The organism is Pseudomonas sp. MWU16-30317, assembly GCF_020515695.1.
Taxonomy (GTDB): domain Bacteria; phylum Pseudomonadota; class Gammaproteobacteria; order Pseudomonadales; family Pseudomonadaceae; genus Aquipseudomonas.
In genome coordinates, this window is the sequence record NZ_JAIWJA010000010.1 from 68515 (window position 1) to 88363 (window position 19849).

General features: G+C 60.7%; 17 protein-coding genes. 6 read left to right on the top strand and 11 right to left on the bottom strand.

Annotated elements, in window-relative coordinates; all coding sequences use genetic code 11:
• The first annotated feature begins 5 nt into the window (after nucleotides 1-5).
• The 4 genes from LIX93_RS23935 to LIX93_RS23950 all read left to right on the top strand — a co-directional run bounded on the left by LIX93_RS23935 (nucleotide 6) and on the right by LIX93_RS23950 (nucleotide 5464).
• Complete coding sequence (locus LIX93_RS23935) at nucleotides 6-1169, top strand: EAL domain-containing protein (RefSeq protein ID WP_226506546.1); 1164 nt, start codon at nucleotides 6-8, stop codon at nucleotides 1167-1169.
• Nucleotides 1170-1280: 111 nt separating this feature from the next.
• Nucleotides 1281-2612, top strand: coding sequence for a deoxyguanosinetriphosphate triphosphohydrolase (locus LIX93_RS23940; RefSeq protein ID WP_226506547.1), 1332 nt, complete (start codon nucleotides 1281-1283; stop codon nucleotides 2610-2612).
• A 265-nt stretch (nucleotides 2613-2877) separates the two neighbouring features.
• Nucleotides 2878-3504: a response regulator transcription factor gene (locus LIX93_RS23945; protein ID WP_226506548.1), complete on the top strand. Its 627-nt coding sequence runs from the start codon at nucleotides 2878-2880 to the stop codon at nucleotides 3502-3504.
• 172 nt (nucleotides 3505-3676) lie between these two features.
• The gene (locus LIX93_RS23950) at nucleotides 3677-5464 is read left to right on the top strand and encodes a cache domain-containing protein (RefSeq protein ID WP_226506549.1); all 1788 of its coding nucleotides are present in this window, start codon (nucleotides 3677-3679) and stop codon (nucleotides 5462-5464) included.
• Nucleotides 5465-5600: 136 nt separating this feature from the next.
• On the opposite strand, the gene LIX93_RS23955 is transcribed toward LIX93_RS23950, so the two are convergent.
• Nucleotides 5601-5945 (bottom strand): YggL family protein, encoded by a 345-nt coding sequence (locus LIX93_RS23955; protein WP_226506550.1) that lies wholly within the window; start codon nucleotides 5943-5945, stop codon nucleotides 5601-5603.
• A gap of 191 nt (nucleotides 5946-6136) precedes the next feature.
• Here LIX93_RS23955 and dacB point away from each other — a divergent pair, with 191 nt between their 5' ends.
• Nucleotides 6137-7600 (top strand): D-alanyl-D-alanine carboxypeptidase/D-alanyl-D-alanine-endopeptidase, encoded by a 1464-nt coding sequence (gene dacB / locus LIX93_RS23960; RefSeq protein ID WP_226506551.1) that lies wholly within the window; start codon nucleotides 6137-6139, stop codon nucleotides 7598-7600.
• 6 nt (nucleotides 7601-7606) lie between these two features.
• Here dacB and LIX93_RS23965 read toward each other — a convergent pair whose 3' ends face one another.
• The gene (locus LIX93_RS23965; RefSeq protein WP_226506552.1) at nucleotides 7607-9562 is read right to left on the bottom strand and encodes a diguanylate cyclase; all 1956 of its coding nucleotides are present in this window, start codon (nucleotides 9560-9562) and stop codon (nucleotides 7607-7609) included.
• A gap of 209 nt (nucleotides 9563-9771) precedes the next feature.
• Nucleotides 9772-12048 carry a bifunctional 23S rRNA (guanine(2069)-N(7))-methyltransferase RlmK/23S rRNA (guanine(2445)-N(2))-methyltransferase RlmL gene (gene rlmKL / locus LIX93_RS23970; protein ID WP_226506553.1) on the bottom strand — a complete coding sequence of 759 codons (2277 nt, stop codon included), beginning with the start codon at nucleotides 12046-12048 and terminating at the stop codon, nucleotides 9772-9774.
• A 540-nt stretch (nucleotides 12049-12588) separates the two neighbouring features.
• Between rlmKL and LIX93_RS23975 the strand changes: the two genes are divergently transcribed.
• The gene (locus LIX93_RS23975) at nucleotides 12589-12804 is read left to right on the top strand and encodes a ribosome modulation factor (RefSeq protein ID WP_008368461.1); all 216 of its coding nucleotides are present in this window, start codon (nucleotides 12589-12591) and stop codon (nucleotides 12802-12804) included.
• Between the two features lie 140 nt (nucleotides 12805-12944).
• Here the strand turns inward: LIX93_RS23975 and LIX93_RS23980 are convergent, their stop codons facing one another.
• The 8 genes from LIX93_RS23980 to LIX93_RS24015 all read right to left on the bottom strand — a co-directional run bounded on the left by LIX93_RS23980 (nucleotide 12945) and on the right by LIX93_RS24015 (nucleotide 19696).
• Nucleotides 12945-13967, bottom strand: a complete 1023-nt coding sequence (locus LIX93_RS23980; RefSeq protein ID WP_226506554.1) for a quinone-dependent dihydroorotate dehydrogenase — start codon at nucleotides 13965-13967, stop codon at nucleotides 12945-12947.
• Nucleotides 13968-14083: 116 nt separating this feature from the next.
• Nucleotides 14084-15139 (bottom strand): OmpA family protein, encoded by a 1056-nt coding sequence (locus tag LIX93_RS23985; RefSeq protein ID WP_226506555.1) that lies wholly within the window; start codon nucleotides 15137-15139, stop codon nucleotides 14084-14086.
• Between the two features lie 107 nt (nucleotides 15140-15246).
• Nucleotides 15247-15837 carry an RNA polymerase sigma factor SigX gene (sigX, locus tag LIX93_RS23990; RefSeq protein ID WP_226506556.1) on the bottom strand — a complete coding sequence of 197 codons (591 nt, stop codon included), beginning with the start codon at nucleotides 15835-15837 and terminating at the stop codon, nucleotides 15247-15249.
• An 87-nt stretch (nucleotides 15838-15924) separates the two neighbouring features.
• Nucleotides 15925-16749, bottom strand: coding sequence for a mechanosensitive ion channel domain-containing protein (locus LIX93_RS23995; RefSeq protein ID WP_226506557.1), 825 nt, complete (start codon nucleotides 16747-16749; stop codon nucleotides 15925-15927).
• A gap of 2 nt (nucleotides 16750-16751) precedes the next feature.
• The gene (locus LIX93_RS24000) at nucleotides 16752-16997 is read right to left on the bottom strand and encodes a CrfX protein (RefSeq protein ID WP_226506558.1); all 246 of its coding nucleotides are present in this window, start codon (nucleotides 16995-16997) and stop codon (nucleotides 16752-16754) included.
• 108 nt (nucleotides 16998-17105) lie between these two features.
• Nucleotides 17106-18101 carry a zinc transporter ZntB gene (locus tag LIX93_RS24005; protein WP_226506559.1) on the bottom strand — a complete coding sequence of 332 codons (996 nt, stop codon included), beginning with the start codon at nucleotides 18099-18101 and terminating at the stop codon, nucleotides 17106-17108.
• A gap of 25 nt (nucleotides 18102-18126) precedes the next feature.
• The gene (gene rraA, locus LIX93_RS24010) at nucleotides 18127-18615 is read right to left on the bottom strand and encodes a ribonuclease E activity regulator RraA (protein ID WP_226506560.1); all 489 of its coding nucleotides are present in this window, start codon (nucleotides 18613-18615) and stop codon (nucleotides 18127-18129) included.
• Between the two features lie 100 nt (nucleotides 18616-18715).
• Nucleotides 18716-19696, bottom strand: coding sequence for an alpha/beta fold hydrolase (locus LIX93_RS24015; protein ID WP_226506561.1), 981 nt, complete (start codon nucleotides 19694-19696; stop codon nucleotides 18716-18718).
• Nucleotides 19697-19849: the final 153 nt, after the last annotated feature.

Here is a 19849-nt window from a genome sequence, read left to right on the forward strand (position 1 = left end):
TCGCCGTGATCGACGGGCAACCGCTCGCATGTTTCCAGCCGTTTATCGACACCGCCACGGGTCGTATCGCTGGAATTGAGGCCTTGGGGCGCTTGCGTCAGGCCGACGGCCAATTGTCCTCGGTCGGCCCTCTCTTCGCCGACCCACGCACACCAGCAGCGACACTGCGCAAGCTCGACCGCATGATCCGCGACAACGCCCTGAGCAGACTCAAGGAAGTCCCCGAGGACTGGTTCCTGAGCCTCAACATGTCGCCGCGCTGGATCAGCCGCCTCAAGCCTGGACAAGCTCTGCCCAGCCTGCGGCAGCTGGAACGACACGGCATCGACCCGCAGCGGATCGTTTTCGAAATCACCGAATTCAATGGCGATACCGAACGCCTGAGCGAAGTGGTACGCCGCTACCGTGAAGTAGGCGCGCGGATTGCCATCGACGACTTCGGCGCCGGCTACTCGCAACTCGACCGCGTGCTGGCGTTGCAACCGGACATTCTCAAGCTTGATATGCGTCTGTTCCAGGCCGCCGCCCGAGGCGGCCCTAGCAGTGAGGTGGTCAAAGCGCTGGCGCTGATGGCGGAAAAGACCGGCTGCTGGATCATCGCCGAAGGCGTCGAGACCGAAGCCGAGCTGGATTTCGCGCTCGAATGCGGTTCCCGCTACGTGCAGGGCTACCTGTTCGCCCGCGCCGAACCGCACTTCTTCGATCCTGACGCCTTCGTCAGCCGCTTCGCCGAATTGCGCGAACACTACGTGGCGCGCAAAGTCGATGAACGCGCCCGGCTGATGACCCTGCGCAAGCAATTGGTCACACTTATGGGCCATCTGCAGACCTGGGCCAGCGCCAATGCACCGATCAGCGAATTGCCGCACTTCGTCGACAGCCCCTGGCTACTGCGTTTCTACCAATGCGATCGGCAAGGCACGCAATTGACCCCCAACCACGAATGGCGTGACAACGCCTGGCAGACCGACGCCAGCTATCTGGGCCACAACTGGTCGTGGCGCCCCTACTTCTACCACCTGCTGGCCGAGGGTTGGGACGAGCGTCGGCTGATCCTCTCCAGCACCTATCGCGACGCCACCAGCAACCAGTATTGCCTGACCGCGGGGCAGTTCTTCGACAACGGTAACCGCTTGCTGCTGATCGACGTGGACGCTGCTGTGCTATAGGTCCGCGCCAGGCCGATGGCCGAGGATACATGCAGATACGCCTGCCACCCTTGCGCGACGACGCGCCAGGCCTGAAGCTAGGTGCTTGTTACCGTATTGGAGTGCCTCGCCTTGGATTGGCCTGAACTGCTTAACCGTGAACGCCTCGGCAAGGTCCTGCACAGCGCCGAGGAGCTGGGCCGCAGCCCTTTTCACAAGGACCACGACCGGATCATCTTCTCCGGTGCCTTCCGCCGCCTCGGGCGCAAGACCCAGGTGCATCCTGTCACCAGCAACGATCATATCCACACGCGTCTGACCCATTCACTGGAGGTCAGCTGCGTCGGCCGCTCGCTGGGCATGCGCGTGGGCGAAACCCTGCGCGACCGCCTGCCCCAGTGGTGCGACCCCAGCGACCTGGGCATGGTCGTGCAATCCGCCTGCCTGGCCCACGACATCGGCAACCCGCCTTTCGGCCACTCCGGCGAAGACGCCATCCGCAGCTGGTTCCATCAGGCGGCAGGCCGTGGCTGGCTCGATGCGATGAGCCTCGCCGAACGTGCGGACTTCCTCAACTTCGAAGGCAACGCCCAAGGCTTTCGCGTGCTCACCCAGCTTGAGTACCACCAGTTCGATGGCGGCACCCGGCTCACCTACGCCACGCTGGGGACCTTTCTCAAGTACCCTTGGACGGCGCGCCATGCCGATTCGCTGGGCTACAAGAAGCACAAGTTCGGCTGTTACCAGAGCGAGCTGCCTTTGCTCGAGCAGATCACCCACAAACTCGGCCTGTCGCAGATCGAAGACCAACGCTGGGCGCGCCATCCGCTGGTGTACCTGATGGAGGCCGCCGACGACATCTGCTACGCACTGATCGACCTTGAAGATGGCCTGGAGATGGATCTGCTCGAATACGCGGAGGTCGAAGCGCTGCTGCTCGGGCTGGTGGGCGATGATCTTCCCGAGACTTACCGCCAACTGGGCCCAGGCGATTCTCGCCGACGCAAGCTGGCAATCTTGCGCGGCAAGGCCATCGAGCACCTGACCAACGCGGCAGCCAGGGCCTTCGTCGAGCAGCAGGAAGCCTTGCTGGCCGGCACCTTGCCGGGTGATCTGGTCGAGCACATGCACGGTCCGGCCAAACGCTGCGTGCTGAGCGCCAAGGACATGGCCCGCAAGAAGATCTTCCAGGACAAGCGCAAGACGCTGCATGAAATAGGCGCCTATACCACCCTGGAAATCCTCCTCAACGCCTTCTGCGGAGCGGCTCTGGAACAACACGACGGCGGTGCACCTTCGTTCAAGAGCCGGCGTATTCTGGACCTGCTGGGCAACAATGCGCCGATTCCGGGAGTGCCATTACACACCTCGTTCATGCGGGTCATCGACTTTATTGCCGGCATGACCGACAGCTATGCCAGCGAGATGGCCCGGGAAATGACCGGCCGCTCGAGCCCCGTATGAGCCCCCCCCTTGCGGCATCGACCGCAAGGGGCGCTGATATCTCCCTGCTTGCACGCCCGCCGCGCCAAATCCGGCTCGGCACATAGACACAATCAGAATCAATCACCCCGATTGACAACACCCAAGATTATTGAATTTATATTTACCGCATACTTTTCCAGTAGGAATTTTCTTATATAAGCACTACAACCACCTATCCATATGTGCCCCTCGCTACAACTGCGCTAATGTGCGAACACCATTCGTGCCCAGCCTGGAGCGCACTATGCATTCGATATTCATCGTTGACGACCATCCAGTCATTCGCTTCGGTATGCGCAAGGTACTGGAAGACGCCGGTTATCAAATAGCCGGCGAAACCGACAATGGTGCCGATGCCATCCAGATGGTGCGCGAAACCAGTCCTGACCTGTTACTCCTCGATATCCAGATGCCGCGTCTCGACGGGCTGGAGCTACTAGCGCGCCTAAGAGCCATGAACCAGCCTGTGCGGACGCTGATATTGACGGTGCAACCGCCAGAGCACTTCACTCGACGTTGTATCGGCCAAGGCGCATCCGGATTTGTCAGCAAAAAGGAAGACCCAACCGAACTGCTGAGCGCAATCAAGGCGATATTGTCCGGCTATAACTACTTCCCCAGGGACGCCATGGCCGCCCCTGCCCGTTGCGCTGAACATTCAAAAGAAATGGGGTTATTCAAACTGGTCAATGATCGAGAGCTGATGGTGCTGCAACTGTACGCCCAAGGCCGTACCAATCACGAGATTGCCGAAAGTATGTTTTTAAGTAACAAAACGGTCAGCACCTATAAAAAACGCCTGATGCTAAAGTTGCAGATCGACTCGGCCATCGACCTTATCGAATTGGCCAAACGTCATGGGCTGGTATGAAGGCATATGACCGCGCGGGGTTATCCAGCAATCGCGGCATTCAGTGCGTCAGGCTTGTCACAGCAGCATCAAATTGACATTATCGCCAACCAGGACTGCCCGCCTGCCTTGCGCCCCCCTGAAAGCGGCACACACTGGCGCCAGCCGACGCATCCCTCAGGAGAGATTCTCGATGCACTGGCCCACGCGACGCCGCTTTCCCTTGCACGTTCACATCAGCGCCATGTTGACCCTGATGCTGCTGTTGATTGGCACCCTGCTGGGCCTCTTCAACTATCGCCAAGCGTCGCAGATCATTCTCGGCAGTAGCCAGCAACTCTTTGCCCGGCTCGATCAGGATGTACGCCTCGACCTGCAAAACACCTATCAACCTATCCGCAACGTGCTCAACCTGTTGGCCTTGGCCGATCCCGGCACCCACGCTCCGCTGGAGCAGCGCCTGAAGCTGCTGGCACCCTTCAACCAGGCGCTGACCGACAATCCGAATCTCACCTCGCTATTCATCGGCGACATCGACGGCAGCTTCTTCATGGTCCGGCCGTTACGCACCGATGCCCTTAAAACGCTGCTCAAGGCGCCGAATGGTGCACAGTTGCAAATCTGGAGCGTCGAGCGTGACGCTCAAGGCATGGCGCATTCGCAGTCGCTGTTCTATGACAATCAGCTACAACTGATAACCCGCCAGCAAAATAGCAACGAACCCTACGATCCGCGCAAACGCCCTTGGTTCATGGATGCCAACAACCATGACGGCGCGATCACAACGGCTCCCTATGTGTTCTACTCCGGCCATCAGGTGGGGACTACCTTGGCCAGGCGCAGCAGCGCCGGTACGGTAATTGCCGCAGACCTGACCCTGGCGCAACTGAGCGCCACGCTGAGCAAGCACAAAATCACCCCGAGCACCCAGGCCGTGCTCTATGACCCACAGGGCAATGCGGTCGCTTATCCCGACAGCAGCCAGCTAGTGGTCGAAGGCGGGACTCCGCATCTGGCCAGGGTCGCCGATCTGTCACCGGTACTGGCCAAACTCCTGGCCCAGGGTGTGCCCGCCGACCAGCGCCTGACGGTCACGGGCCGCACCTGGATTATCGCCCACAGTCTGCAGCCGGAAGGCGGCCCGGGAGGCTTGCAACTGGCGTTATTGATGCCCGAGGACGAACTGCTGGCGGACGCGTATCGGCTGCGGCGCAACGGCGCCCTGTTGACACTGACTGCGTTGCTGCTGTGCTTGCCATTCGGCTGGCTGGCGGCGCGCCTCATGGTACGACCGATGCGGGCGCTGGTGAAAGAGGCCGAAAGCGTAAGGCGCTTTGAATTCGAGCGTTGCCTGAGCCAGCCTTCGGCGGTGCTTGAGGTGGATGAACTGACCACCGCCATGCAGCGCATGAAAGGCACCCTAGGCGAATTCTTCAGCGTTGCCAGTCGCCTGTGCGCCGAACCGCAGTTCGCGCCGCTGTTGCAGCATCTGCTGGAAGAGACCTTGATGGTCAGCCAAGCCCATGGCGGGCTGATTTATCAGATCGATGAGAGCGGCCCGCGACTGTCGGTCAGTGGCGTAATCATCCAGCAGCAGCGCCTGGCGCCATCGACATTGAATCTGCGCTCGCGCCTGGCTACCGACCTCGACGCTCCGGACTGGATGCGCCAGGCCTGCAGTGGCAGCACGGCCTTGGTGACCTCCCTGGGGTTCGAAAACGCCCAAGACCTGCAAGTCCTCATGAGCCGCCTGCAAAGCCCACGCGTACACTTGGTGGCGATCCCGTTGCGCAATCGTGGCCAACAACTGGTGGGCCTGCTGGTGCTGCTGCACCGCGACACCGGCATGCTGACGGAAACGGACACCCTGGGCCCTGATCGCATTGCGTTCATTCGCGCAGTGATCAGCACCGCGGCAGCTGGCATCGTCGGGCATGAACCGCAGCCATTGGCGGCATCCGTGGGGAAACTGGAGGTATGAAACACCCTTGGTGACTCGGGTAAAAGCAGGCGGTGGCGAACGCTGACCGCGCGGGCCTATCTACATCGATATCTGGAACGGCAAAGCGAATGAATGACCGGCGGACCACCCGCAAGGGCGTCCGCCGGCCAGGGCATCAGGCAACCGGATTGATCGGCTTTTCTGGATACCAGACATCCAGCAACGGGCTGACTTCAACGCTGGTCAGTTCGCTACGCGCCTTGAGCCAGGCTTCGACAGTGGCACGTTGCTCTTCGCTGACCGAGCCGCGCTTCTCGAGGCAAACCAGACCGAAGTCATCGCCGCCGACATAGCCAAGGCCATTGGCCTCCATGGCGTCTTTCAGGAACGCTTCGAGGAATGCATCGATTGCCTCTTCAGCCAGCCCTTCCTTGAACTCGAGGTTCAGCTCGAAACCCAGCTCCTGGAATTCATCGACGCAGAGTTTTTTGCGCAGACGTTGGGAACGATTAGTGGCCATGAATACAATCCTCTTGAGTAATAACGCGCGGCACTTTAGCAGTTTATGCCGAAGATTGCCGAACCTTCGTTGCCCTGCCCTCGCTACGGGCGACCACGCAGGGCATAATGCCCCCGCACATTTTTGGAACGAGGGCCTTCATCTTTCTTCGCCCTCGACTTTTCACCTCTTCATGCAGAGTCTTAGTGCAGATGATCAAATCTTTACGTCCATTGTTGCTGGCCGGCTTTCTGCTGCCGCTGACGTTCTCCCTCTCCGCCGCCCCGCTCAACACCACCCTGCCGCCCAAGGTTCAGCAGGCGCTGCGGGCCGCCAAACTGGACGACAATGCCCTGTCGCTGGTCATGGTGCCCTTGAGCGGCCCCGGCACGCCAACGGTGTTCAACGCCGACGTGTCGGTCAATCCGGCGTCGACCATGAAACTGGTGACCACCTATGCAGCGCTGGAACTGCTGGGCCCCAACTACCAGTGGAAAACCGAGTTCTACACCGACGGTAAACTCGACAGCGGCATCCTCAACGGCAATCTTTACCTCAAGGGCGGCGGCGATCCGAAGCTCAACCTGGAAAAACTCTGGCTGCTGATGCGCGATCTGCGCAATAACGGCGTGCGGCAGATCACCGGCGACCTCGTGCTCGATCGCAGCTACTTCATCCAGCCGCAGTTGCCGGACTTCAACGACGATGGCGGCGACGACAACAAGCCGTTCCTGGTCAAGCCCGACGCGCTGATGATCAACCTCAAGGCCATGCGTTTCATCGCCCGCAACGACGCGGGCAAGGTCAGCGTATCGGTTGAGCCACCGATCGCCACCATTCATATCGACAATCAGGTCAAGGCCATCCCGGGCAGCAAATGCGGCGCCGATGTGCGCTACAACCTCGTGCCTCAGGCCGATGGCATATCGGTGGTGGTGAGCGGACAGTTGGCTGAAGGCTGCAGCTCGCAGACTTATCTGTCGCTGCTCGATCATCCTGAATACGCCGCCGGAGCGGTTCGCGCCATCTGGAACGAGCTCGGTGGCAGCATCCAGGGCCACGACCGCCAGGGTGAAGTACCGAAGACCGCCACATTGCTGGCCCGAGCGTTCTCCCCGGATCTGGCGGAGATCATTCGCGACATCAACAAATACAGCAACAACACCATGGCCCAGCAGCTGTTCCTGAGCATTGGCGCGCAGTATCGCAGCGACGCCGACGGCGATGATGCCAAGGCAGCTCAGCGGATGATTCGCCAATGGCTGGCGAAAAAAGGCATCACCGCTTCCCACCTGGTCATGGAAAACGGCTCCGGGCTATCCCGTGACGAACGGGTCAGCGCCCGGGAAATGGCGATGATGCTGCAGTCGGCATGGCAAAGCCCCTACCAGGCCGAGTTCATGAGCTCGATGCCGCTGGTGGGCATGGACGGCACCATGCGCAAGCGCCTCAAGACTACGGCCATGGCCGGCGAAGGCCATATCAAGACGGGCACCTTGAACACCGTTCGCGCGATCTCCGGCTTTAGCCGCGACGATAACGGCACGACGTGGGCGGTCGTGGCCATCCTCAATGACCCCAAGCCGTGGGGCACGTCGTCGGTGCTCGACCAGGTGCTGCTGGACTTGTATCGCCAGCCCGCGAGCAACACATCGTCGATCTCGCTGCAGAACTGATCGCCCTCAGGGCAACTGCGCCTGGACGCGATCGCGTCCAGCCTGCTTGGCCGCATAGACGCCAGAGTCGGCGCGCAGCAGCAAGGTGTCGGCCCCCTCCCCGCGGCGCCAGCTGGCGATACCGAAGCTCGCGGTTACCACGCCGACGCCATCGGTAGGCGCTGCGCGCAATCCTTGCCACAGTTCCAGCGCCAGCGCATAGGCCTGATCGCTGCTGCTGCCCGGGCACAGCACCATGAACTCCTCGCCCCCCAACCGGCAGAACACATCGCCGCGACGCAGGCGCTGGGCGATGCGCTGGCACAGCGACTGCAGCGCCCGATCGCCCTCGGCGTGTCCGTATTGATCGTTGATCAGCTTGAAGTGATCTATGTCCAGCATGATCACCGACAGCTCGGTGCCGTCACGCTCGGCGCGGCTGAGCTCGGATTTGAGCCGTTCCTGGAAATACCGGCGGTTATAGATACCGGTCAGCGCGTCGGTAATCGACAGCGCCTGCAGCTCTTCCTCCACCCGCTTGAGATCGGAAATATCAGTGAAGTAGCCGTGCCAGAGCGTTCCGCCATCGTCCAGTCGCTCAGGTGTCGCCTCGCCACGAACCCAGCGCAGGCCCGCCCGCGGAACGACGACACGAAACTCTTCGCGCCAGCGACTCAGGTGCTCGCGGGACCAGTTGATGGATTTGTTGACCTGATCGAGATCATCCGGGTGCAAGCGCTCCAGCATCCGGCGCGTATCGAGTACCAGGTCTTGAGTGGACAGCTCGAAAATATCCAGCAGCCCCTTGCTGGCGTAGGTGAAGCGCTCGGTGTCATTGGCGGTCTTCAGATACTGATAAATCCCGCCGGGTACTTCGGCGCTGAGTTTTTGCAAGAGCCGATCGCGTTCCTGCAATTGAATCGTGCGCTCGTGCACCAACGCCAGCGCGCGCTGACGCTGACTGATCAAGCTGTACAGCAAGGTGCTGAGCAACACGCTGAGCAAGCTGCCCAGCAGCAGCACGGTCAGCTGTGCGTTGGAGCGGTTGGCGTGAGCGAAGACATTACTGGGCCGCAACATGATTTCGTAGGAGCGATCCCCCAAGGTCATGAAATGGATGGCCGACAGATTCAACTCGGTCGCGGCGACAGGTGATTGAAACAACAGCGCATCGGTCGTCTGCGCGGCCAGATCGCGAATACGGACCTGCAGATTGTCGTCCGCCGGGGTCGGCAGGCCGTCCGTCATCAGCAACGGCACACTGATGATAGCGCTGACAAAACCCGGAACTGGCCGCGCCAGCAATGGATCGCCTCGACTAGGGCCGGTGACCGGCGCAACCATCAACATGCCGTGGCTGTCCTCCTCCCTCAACCCCACCAGCACCACGGGCGGGGACAGGGCAAAACTGCCGATGGCCTGGGCGCGCTCGAAGGTCTGACGCCGCGGTTCGTTGGTGAGCATGTCATAGCCCAGAGGCACATCCGCTTGCACTTTGCTCTGGGTGAAGAACACCGGGAGGTATTCGTCCCGCCGTGCGGCGGGCACCAGCTGCCCGTTGCCTGCCAGATCGCGAATGCTGAAGCTGGCGATACCTTCGGCCCGCGCGTCGCGCTCGAAGGCCTCACGCTCACTGCGGGCAACGCGCGGCGCCCAGCTGTAGGCCAGGGTGCGGCCCAGCAGGGGTTTGACGTAACCGTTGAATTCATCCCGGCTGACCGCCTGGGAATAGACGATAAAGCGGCGCACCCCATCGAGGCGCTGGACCTGATCGGTAAAGCGCTCTTCGATACGCGTGAAGCGCTCGCCCGCGAGCAATTCGAAGCGCTGACGCAGCTGGCGCTGGAAGCTGTCGTAGCTCGACCAGGCGATCAGCCCGGTGCTGACGAGGCCGCCGGTACACACCACTACGGCCACCAGCCACGCAGCCGCATCCACGCTGATAAAGCCGAGAATTCTGGGGCGCGCGCCAGTCTGTGACATAGGCAGGACTCGGTACGCCAGCAAAGCAAAGCGTTCGCATGGCTTGAACCGAGTTATAGCGATATGCCACTACTTTGACTAGTGGCTTATCATCTCATTTCATCTGCGCCCTGGCCGCAGACGGTGGATTTATCCAACTTTGCGACGGACTGCACGCTAACGGGGCGAAGCAGTCCGTGTCGGTGGGGCCGCCACCAGCCGAGCACGCATCACTTGGCCTGAATTTTCCAGGCGCGGTGAATCTTGGTGTTGCGGGCGAAGTCCGGATCCAGGGTCTGGGCGGTGATTTCTTCGACGACGTAGCGCGTAGCCAGGTGCTCGTCGAGCTGGAATTTGCGAAAATTATTGGAGAAGTACAGCACGCCGCCCGGCGCAAGACGCGCGATGGCCAGATCGAGCAATTGCACGTGGTCGCGCTGCACGTCGAACACCCCTTCCATGCGCTTGGAGTTGGAGAAGGTCGGCGGATCGATGAAAATCAGCTCGAACTCGTCCCGGCAGGCTTGCAGCCAGGCCATGACATCGCCCTGCTCGAGACGGTTCTTGTCGGAGAAACCGTTGAGCGACAGGTTGCGGCGCGCCCAGTCCAGATAGGTGCGCGACAGGTCGACGCTGGTGGTGCTGCGGGCGCCGCCCTTGGCAGCATGAACGCTGGCGGTCGCGGTGTAGCAGAACAGGTTGAGGAAGCGCTTGCCGGCCGCCTCCCGCTGAATACGCAGGCGCATCGGCCGATGATCGAGAAACAGCCCGGTGTCCAGGTAATCCGTCAGGTTGACCAGCAGCTTGACGCCGCCCTCGCTGACCTCGGTGAACTGCCCCTGAGCACTTTGGCGCTCGTACTGGCGCGTGCCGCTCTGGCGTTCACGACGCTTGACGATCACGCGACTCTTGTCGATCCCCAGGGCCTGGGGAATAGCCGCCAGGGCGTCGAACAGGCGCGCCTGAGCCTTCTCTGGATCGATTGACTTGGGTGCGGCATATTCCTGCACGTGCACCCAGTCGTGATACAGGTCGATGGCCAGGGAATATTCGGGCATGTCGGCATCGTAGACGCGGTAGCAATCAACGCCTTCGCGCTTGGCCCATTTGCCCAGCGCCTTGAGATTCTTGAGCAGGCGATTGGCGAACATCTGCCCGCCTTCGCTGAGGCGAGGCTGCTCGACCACTGGCGCCGGAACCGGAGTCGGCTTGACCGGGTTGCCGTTCTTGTTGACCCGCGCATAGGGGTCGACTACGGGGGCGGACTGCTCGACCTGTTCGGCCTGTTCGCGCTCCAACTGGCGCTGTTCCGGAGTGCGACGCTCGCCGGTGACGAACTGATCCGGGGTGACCTTGATCAGCAGCAGTTTGCAAGGCAAGGCGCCGTTCCAGAACGCATACTGTTTGTGGCTGCGAATACCCATGCGCTTGCCCAGATCGGGGGCACCGGTAAACACCGCCGCCTCCCAGTTCAGGCACGCCTGGCGCAGGCGTTCGCCGAGATTCTGATAGAGGTACAGCAGGCTCGCTTCATCGCCCAACCGCTCGCCGTAGGGCGGGTTGCAGATGACCAGGCCTTTCTGGTTCTGGTCCGGACGCGGCTCGAAGGTGGCCACTTCGCCTTGGTAGATCTTGATCCAGTCGCTCAGGCCGGCGCGCTCGACGTTGTTGCGCCCCGGCTGAATCAGCCGAGGATCCGCCTCATAGCCGCGGATCCAGCTTGGTGTCTTGGCCAAGCCGGCCGCCGCGCGAGCCAGCGCCTCGTCGTGCAGCTTGCGCCACAGGGCCGGCACGTGGCCGAGCCAGGCGCTGAAGCCCCAGCGCGTGCGCTTGAGGTTGGGGGCCATGTCGGCGGCGATCATGGCAGCCTCGACCAGAAAGGTCCCCACACCGCACATCGGGTCGGCCAGCGCGCCGCCCGCCGCAGCAATGCGTGGCCAGCCGGCACGGATGAGGATCGCCGCCGCGAGATTTTCCTTCAGCGGTGCAGCGCCCTGCTGCAGGCGATAGCCGCGCTGGTGCAGGCTGTGGCCGGACAGGTCGAGGGAAAGGATAGCTTCGCCGCGATCCAGACGCAGGTGCACGCGCAAATCAGGGTTGAGCTTGTCGACACTCGGGCGCTCGCCGCTGGCGGTGCGCAGTTTGTCGACGATGGCGTCCTTGACCTTCAGGGCGCCGAAGTGAGTGTTGTCGATGCCCGAACCGTTACCGCTGAACTCGACCGCCAAGGTGCCATCAGGCAACAGATGGTCCGCCCACTCGACATCGTGCACGCCGTGATAGAGGTCTTCAGCGTCCTTCATCGGGAAGCGCTTGAGTACCAGCAATACGCGGTTACCCAGTCGCGACCACAGGCACAGCCGGTAGGCGGTTTCCATGTCGGCCATGCCGCGCACCGCCGAGGTGTGCTCGCGGGCCTCTTCCAGGCCCAGGCCGGTAGCTTCCTCGATGAGCAGGCCTTCAAGGCCTTTGGGGCAGGTGAGAAAGAGTTCAAAACGATCCGACATGTGTCAATCCAAGCCTTGGCAGTCATTGAGGCGGCAAGCGCATTGCCGTCTCCAGGTTGAGTAAGCGCCCTTCCAGCAAGGCGCCCGCGTGACACCTTCAAGGTGCCGCACCACCCACAAGTTCGCCAGTACCGTCGGACGACGGCCAGCCTGGATTTGTGAGCAGAGTATTCGATTCAGCAACGACGAACGGTTGCAACATGACCCTTCGTCGCCAAACATTACAGTGCAAATAGCCATCATTCGCAATGGCACGATGACCCTACAGCAATGCAAGGGCCTGATCATACGGGGTTTGAACGCTGCGAGCGATGACGCAAATTTTTACTTATGGTCAGGACTACAAAATCATTACCGCCTTATGACAAAAAGATCGTTCCCAGCGCCTGCTCATTTCTTTACAACTCATCAAGTCGCCACCGCAACGGGACGACATCCAGGCTCGCGACGCCGGCAGCGAGCGCAGCACCGGCAGAAAGATTCTGCCCGACCTATTGAGGTCGACGGGACATAACAGTCAACAAGTGAGGGCTACACCCTATGAGAAGACTCAAGCGTGATCCGTTGGAAAGAGCATTTTTACGCGGCTACCAGTACGGTATCCATGGCAAATCCCGCGAGCTTTGCCCTTTTACTCTACCGTCGGTTCGTCAAGCCTGGATCAATGGCTGGCGCGAAGGACGCGGCGACAACTGGGACGGTATGACCGGCACTGCGGGGATACACAGGCTCAACGAACTTCACGCTGTCGGCTGAGCAAGACTGCGAACCGACTTTATTCGTTTAACCATGCACGCCCGACCCGGGCGGCGGGCTAGCGCCCAAAGGGCCCCTTGATGGGGCCCTCTTTTTTGCGCCATCCCCCATGATTTCGAGATATGGCGCTGGCCTCGAAATTACAACGTACGCGCCGCAATGGCGTCCACGCATTCGCGGATCAACGCCGGCCCCTTGTAGATGAAACCCGAGTAAATCTGCACCAGACTCGCCCCGGCGGCGATCTTTTCGGCCGCGTGACGCCCTTCGGTGATACCACCCGCAGCAATGATCGGCAACCTGCCGCCCAGCTCCTGAGCCAGCACCTTGACGATGTGGGTGCTCTGTTGCAGCACCGGCGCACCGGACAAGCCGCCCGCCTCATCGCCATGGGGCAAGCCTTCGACACCCACACGGCTGAGCGTGGTGTTGGTGGCGATCACCGCATCCATTCCCGACTCGAGCAGGGCGCTGGCCACCAATGCGGTTTCTTCATCGCTCATGTCCGGGGCGATCTTGATCGCCAGCGGTACGTGACGGCCATACTCAAGAGCGAGCTGCTGGCGACGCACCGCCAGCGCATCGAGCAACTGCTTGAGCGACTCGCCGAACTGCAGGCTTCGCAGCCCCGGCGTATTGGGCGAGCTGACGTTGACGGTCACATAGCTGGCGTGAGCGTAAACCTTGTTCAGGCAGATCAGGTAATCGTCGACTGCGCGCTCTACCGGGGTATCGAAGTTCTTGCCGATATTGATCCCCAACGTGCCACGGTATTTGCTGGCCTGTACCCGAGCGACCAGATTGTCGACGCCCAGGTTGTTGAAGCCCATGCGATTGATGATCGCGGTCGCGTCCGGCAGACGAAAGATACGCGGCTTGGGATTGCCCGGCTGAGGCCGCGGCGTCACGGTACCGATCTCGACGAACCCGAAGCCCAACTGGGCGAAGCCGTCGATGGCTGCACCGTTCTTGTCCAGCCCCGCTGCAAGGCCTACCGGGTTGGCGAACTGCAGGCCCATCACCGTGACTGGCAATGCCGCTGGCGCCTTGGTCAGCAGGCCGTTGAGACCGAGACGGCCACCGGCGCCGATCAGGTCCAGGGACAGGTCGTGGGAGGTTTCCGGGGACAGTTTGAACAGCAGCTGGCGGGCCAGGTTGTACATGGGCGCAATGGACTCGGCAAGACGAAATGAGGAAAGGGATTGTAGCAGCCGGCGCACTAAATCGCAGGCAAAGAAAAGCCCGGCCTGAGCCGGGCTTTTCTGGAGCTGTGGGCTAATTACTTAGCTTGAGCTTCTACTTTAGCTTCTACGCGACGGTTAACGGCGCGGCCAGCTTCAGTGGCGTTGTCAGCGACTGGACGGGTTTCACCGTAACCGATCGAGTTGACGCGGCTCGACTCAACACCATACTGGTTGGTCAGAACTTGCTTAACGGCGTTTGCACGGCGCTCGGACAGCTTCTGGTTGTAAGCGTCAGGACCGACGGAGTCAGTGTGACCTTCAACAGTAGTGGTGGTTTGTGGGTACTGCTTCATGAAGTCAGCCAGGTTTTTGATATCACCGTAGCTGTTAGGCTTGACCACAGCCTTGTTGAAGTCGAACTTGACGTCCAGCTCAACGCGAACGACTTCAGCCACTGCCGGGCAACCGGTAGCGTCAACGGTGACGTTGGCTGGAGTGTTAGGGCACTTGTCGACGTTGTCGCAAACACCATCGTTGTCGCTGTCGGTGCAGACATCAGCAACTGGAGCAGGAGCAGGAGCTGCTTCGTGCTTGCCGCCGCTGCCGCCGAAGTTCACACCCAGGCCAACGGTAGGAGCGTAGTCCCACTTGCCGTTGTCCAGTTTGTACGAAGCATCAACACCGGCACGAGCGTACAGGTTGTTGGTGAAGTACCACTTGGCGCCAGCGCCGATGGTAGCGAAAGTCGACTGATCGCGACCGCTGTGGCCGTCAGCTTCGACGTTGCTCAGGCTCTGGTGAGCGAAGCCACCGGAAACGTATGGACGGATCGAGTCGCCAACAGCACCGAAGTGGTACAGAGCAGACAGGGAACCGGTGTCACCGTGGATCTTCTGCGAACCGGTACCGTCGTTCGAACGGGTGTAGTTGGTTTTGCCGTAGCCCAGAACCAGTTCTACGTCGTCGGTCAGGAAGTAACCGATCGAACCGCCGGCGGTGCGGCCGTCTTCAACGTGCTTGACGCTGTCGTTGTAGTTCTTCGAGTAGAAAGCTTCGCCTTCTACTGCGCCTTGGCCTTGAGCCAGAACGCCGAAAGAGGTCGCAGCTACCAGCGAACCGATAGCCAGGCCCAAAGTGTTTTTCAGTTTCATCCGTTAAATCCCCATCTGGTGATTGTTAGCAGCCTCAAAAAATTCAGAGGCAACTGGTCGGCAAGTCTAGCAGAACTCGCCGAATGGTTAGAGATATTTGCTATGAACTAAGTTTCAGTCATTCCCGCAAATTTCTCTCGTAGCTTGTCCAACGCGCGCTTGTAACGCATTTTGGTGGCGCTCAGACCCATGTGCATGATGTCGGCTATCTCCTGAAATTCAAGCTCCGCAACGAATCGCAGCACCAGAATTTCCCGATCTATCGGATTCACATGCACAAGCCAACGGTCAAGACCGCCTCTTTCTTCTGGCTTGGGCGTCGTCTCCTCGGATGCTTCCTCGACCGGGTCGAGACTCAGGGCATCCAACAAGCGGCGCTTGCGCCTCTCCTTTCTGTACTGCGTGATGCACTCGTTGTAGGTGATGCTGTAGAGCCAGGTCTTGAACTTCGACTTACCCTCGAAATTCTTCAAACCGTAAAGCACCTTCAGCATCACCTCCTGACAGACATCGTCGGCGTCACGATCGTTCCCTAAATAGCGTGCACAAACGTTGAAGAGGGTGCGCTGATAGCGCCGCATCAGCTCTTCATACGCCCGCGTCACATGAAACAGTTCGACGTGCGAACGCTCCACCAGCTCCTCATCGGTCAGCTCGCGGGGATCGTAGCGCAAAGGCAGCGAATGTACGTTATTCAAAACAAGTCGGGCCGGCAGTGTTCAATGTCCGCCACAACCCGGAGATCGGGCCATTTTGCGGCGGCATACATTAGCAGGAATGCCGGGTTAGCGGCTACTCACACGCTGCTCCAGCAAAATCCTGTTCGACAACGACACCAACTCGCCTTCGTCGGTCAGCAAGGTGGTCTTCACCGTGCCGATCTCCTCAATCTGTCCTTCGACCTCTCCAACCCGTACATGCTGACCGACCTGGTACAGCTCGCGCACATAAATGCCGGCAAGAATCTGACTGGCGATATCACGACTGCCCAGCCCCATGGCCAGCGCCACAGCCAGACCAACGGTAATCAGCCCGATCACGATCACATGATTGAGCAGGTCGGTCTTGATCTCCAGTTGGCTGATGGCCACCGAGATGCTGATGATGATCACCAGCCACTGCGCGACACGCCCCAGACCTGCTGAATAGTCGAGCCCGACGCCCTCGGCCGCGCCCCGCACCAGGCCGTTGGCCAGTTGTGCCAACAGCACACCGACCAGCAGCACCAGCGCACCGGCGAACACCTTGGGCAGATACAGCGCCAGCAGGTCGAGGGTCGCCGACACTCGTTGCAGACCCAGGGACTCGGCGGCTGAAACAAGGAAAATCAACAGCACGAACCAATAGACGATCTTGCCCACCAGCGTCGAGATCGGCACCTTGATACCGGCGCGGCTCATCAACTTGGTCAGGCCGGTGCCGCCCATGATGCGGTCCAGGCCGAGTTTGGCCAGCAGCTTGGACAGCAAGGTGTCGAGCAGCTTGGCCACCACGAACCCGAGCAGCACCACCACCAGCGCCCCGAACAGGTTGGGGATGAAGTTGGCGATTTTGGTCCACAACGCCGTCATGGCGGTGACCAGGCTCTGCGTCCAGAGATCGAGTTGCATATTCAGTCAGCCTTATCTGCGGGTTGCGCAGAGATAGTACGCCGCGATACCGGCGCAACATGCCCGGAACCGTTATTGACCGCAATCATGCAGGCCTGCAACCAACGCCCCATCAGGCTGAACAGGTCCTGCGCACCCACCTGACGGTTGGCAGTCTTCAACACCCGGCCCAAAGAGGCATCGTGGTCGCGAGTGGACGAGGATGCATTGAGCATGTCGCGCAGGGACTCTTCAAACGGATCGACCATGGGCACCTCGCGAATTTCATTCAAAGACGAGCCACGGCCGCCATGGGTCACATCGACACGGAACGCGCGTCCAATATTTTTGTAACCGCCTGGTTACCTACCGCATGCTCACACCCAACGCAAACGCCGAAACAGCCACCACTGCCCTACCGCGACCAGCATCATCAATGAACAGGCAATCTCGAAACCATGGGGGCTTTGCGCCAAAGGAATCGCGCCGACGTTCATGCCCAGCAAGCCGGTAATAAAGGTCATGGGCAAAAACACCCCGGTCACCACGCCGAAACGGTACATGGTGCGGTTCATGCGCTCGCTGAGGCGTCGATCTTCGGCCTCCAGCAGCAACCCGACACGCTCACGAGTCAACTCCAGCTCCTCGAGGTAACGAATCAGGCTGTTGTTCAGCTCGTTCCAATAGTCACCGTCGTCATCTTCGAACCACGGCAGTTTGTGGCGCGCCAATTGCGCGTAGATATCGCGTTGCGGGGCCAGAAAGCGCCGCAGCCCAGCAGCCCGTCGGCGGAAGTGCAACAGACTGCCGTGCTCGGGGGCGTAGCGCTCATCGGCATCGACCTTGTCTTCTTCGTTATCCACGGCCTCGGACAGATCGCCCACCAGCGCCTGGACCTTCTCGGTCAGGTATTGCGCCAGATACAGGATGACCTCAGAGGCCGTCTTCGGCCCGACACCGGCCTGCAACTGGGTCAGCAGCTCGTCGGTGGCCCGCAGGGGTCGCAAGCGCAGCGACACCACCCGCTGCGCCTCGGCAAAAATGCGCACCGAGACCATATCCTCGGGCTCGGCTCCGGGATTGAGGTTGACCCCGCGCAAAAACAGCAGCAACTGGCAGTCCGGCAACGGCAGCAGGCGGGGGCGGGTGTTCTCCTCGAGCAGCAGGTCACAGGTGAACGCATTGAGCCCGCTGCTGGTGCGCAGCCAGCTCTGGGTCTGTGGATGGCCACGATCCCAGTGCAGCCAAAGGCTCTCGGCCGGCTGCAACACAAGGTCATCGATCTCGGCTCTAGCTATTGCACGCGCACCACCCTTGCCGTCCAGCACCAGGGCATGCACCAGCCCCCACTGCGCGTTTTCTTCCTCGAACATCCTCACTCCACAGCAGTACTACGGGTTATTCCGGCATTTTCAGCGGTTCGGGCGATACGATAACGCCGTTATTATCGGCGTAGATGAATTCTCCGGGGCGAAACGTGACACCGGCGAAATGCACGACGACATTGAGGTCGCCGATGCCGCGCTTGTCGGTCTTGCGCGGATGAGTGGCCAGCGCCTGCACCCCGACGTCGAGTTGCGCGATCATGTCGACATCGCGGATGCAGCCGTAGATCACCAGCCCTTCCCAGTGGTTATGCGCGGCCTTCTCGGCCAGCATGTCGCCGAGCAGTGCACAGCGCAACGAGCCGCCACCGTCGACTACCAGCACCTTGCCTTTGCCATCGAGCTCAACCTGGGACTTGACCAGGGAGTTGTCCTCGAAGCACTTGACCGTGACGATCTCACCGCCAAAGGAGTCGCGACCACCGAAATTGCTGAACATCGGCTCCAGCACGGTGACCAGATCGGGATACGCATCGCACAGATCGGGTGTGAGGTAATGCATGGGGTAACTCCTGTCACGCAAGGATGGGAGACGCGTTTGCAGTCTAGACCTAGTTCGGGCAAATGGTTTTGCGGCGAAGAGGCCGCAACGGCCGATCAATTCATACAGCTTGTTGCAACGTATTCGTTTCCAACTGCTCGTTATCCCGAAGCCACTGGACAACCAGCGGCCAGACCTCAGCCTGAGCCGGTTTGCTGACCAGCATCTCGACATGGCCGAAGTCTTCGCTGTACCCGCCCTCGCGCCCCAACTCGACAAAGCGCTTGCTGTCGCCACCGAACTGATCAAAAAGCCGGCGACACTCCTCGACCGGATCCTGCCGATCCCCCGCCGCCGCAACCGCCATGACTGCGATGCTGTTGTCCGCCAGCCCCGCCCACCAGTCGCTATGCCGATCGCCAAATTTGCCGAACAGGCCGTACCAGCGCATGACTTCCAGCACCAGACCGATGGGCTCGTCCTCCGGCCCGCGCTTGAAACGCGCGCCCGACAGATGAGGGAACCGCTTGAGCAACAAACGCCCCGCCCACGCCACCGGCGGAACTTTCAAAGGCCAGTAATTGCGCGTGATCTGGCTGCCGAACAGGGCCACCGAAGCCACCTGTTCGTCAGTGAGGTAACGCCCTCCCAGTGCCGCGGCCAGGGTCGTACCGCCCAGCGAATGGCCGAGCCAGTGCGGCTTGCGACCGCTCTGTTCGAGGACAAAGGCATTGATGACCGGCAAATCGTACTGCGCGTAATCGGCCACGCGATTGCGTTTGTAGTCGATATTGCGCGGCGACAGACCATGACCGCGCATCTCCGGGATCCACACATCGAAACCCTGGCGTGCCAACCAGGCACCCAGGCCGATGCCCTTGGGCGAATACCAGAAGCGTCGGTTGGCAAAGCTGCCATGCAGCAGGATGACCGGGATGCCGCGAGCGGCGGGCTGATCCGCGAGCCCCAGACGGGTAACGGCCAGTTCGACACTGGCATCCGGACTGTTGGCCGCCTTGATGCGGTAGACATCCTCGCTCAGATCACCACGCCGGTCGGCGCTGAGCAAGGCCACGGGGAAAAGTTGACTGCTGCTTTGCATAGAATGGGAATTGACCAGAACGGGAAAAAGTCGCCATTTGACCGGACTGCGGTAGGGATGGATTGATGGGGTGCCTGCAATAGCGCTTTCGCCAGCAAGCTGTGCACCCACAGGGTGAATCCAATCCGGAGTTCACCCTGTGGGCGCGCGGCT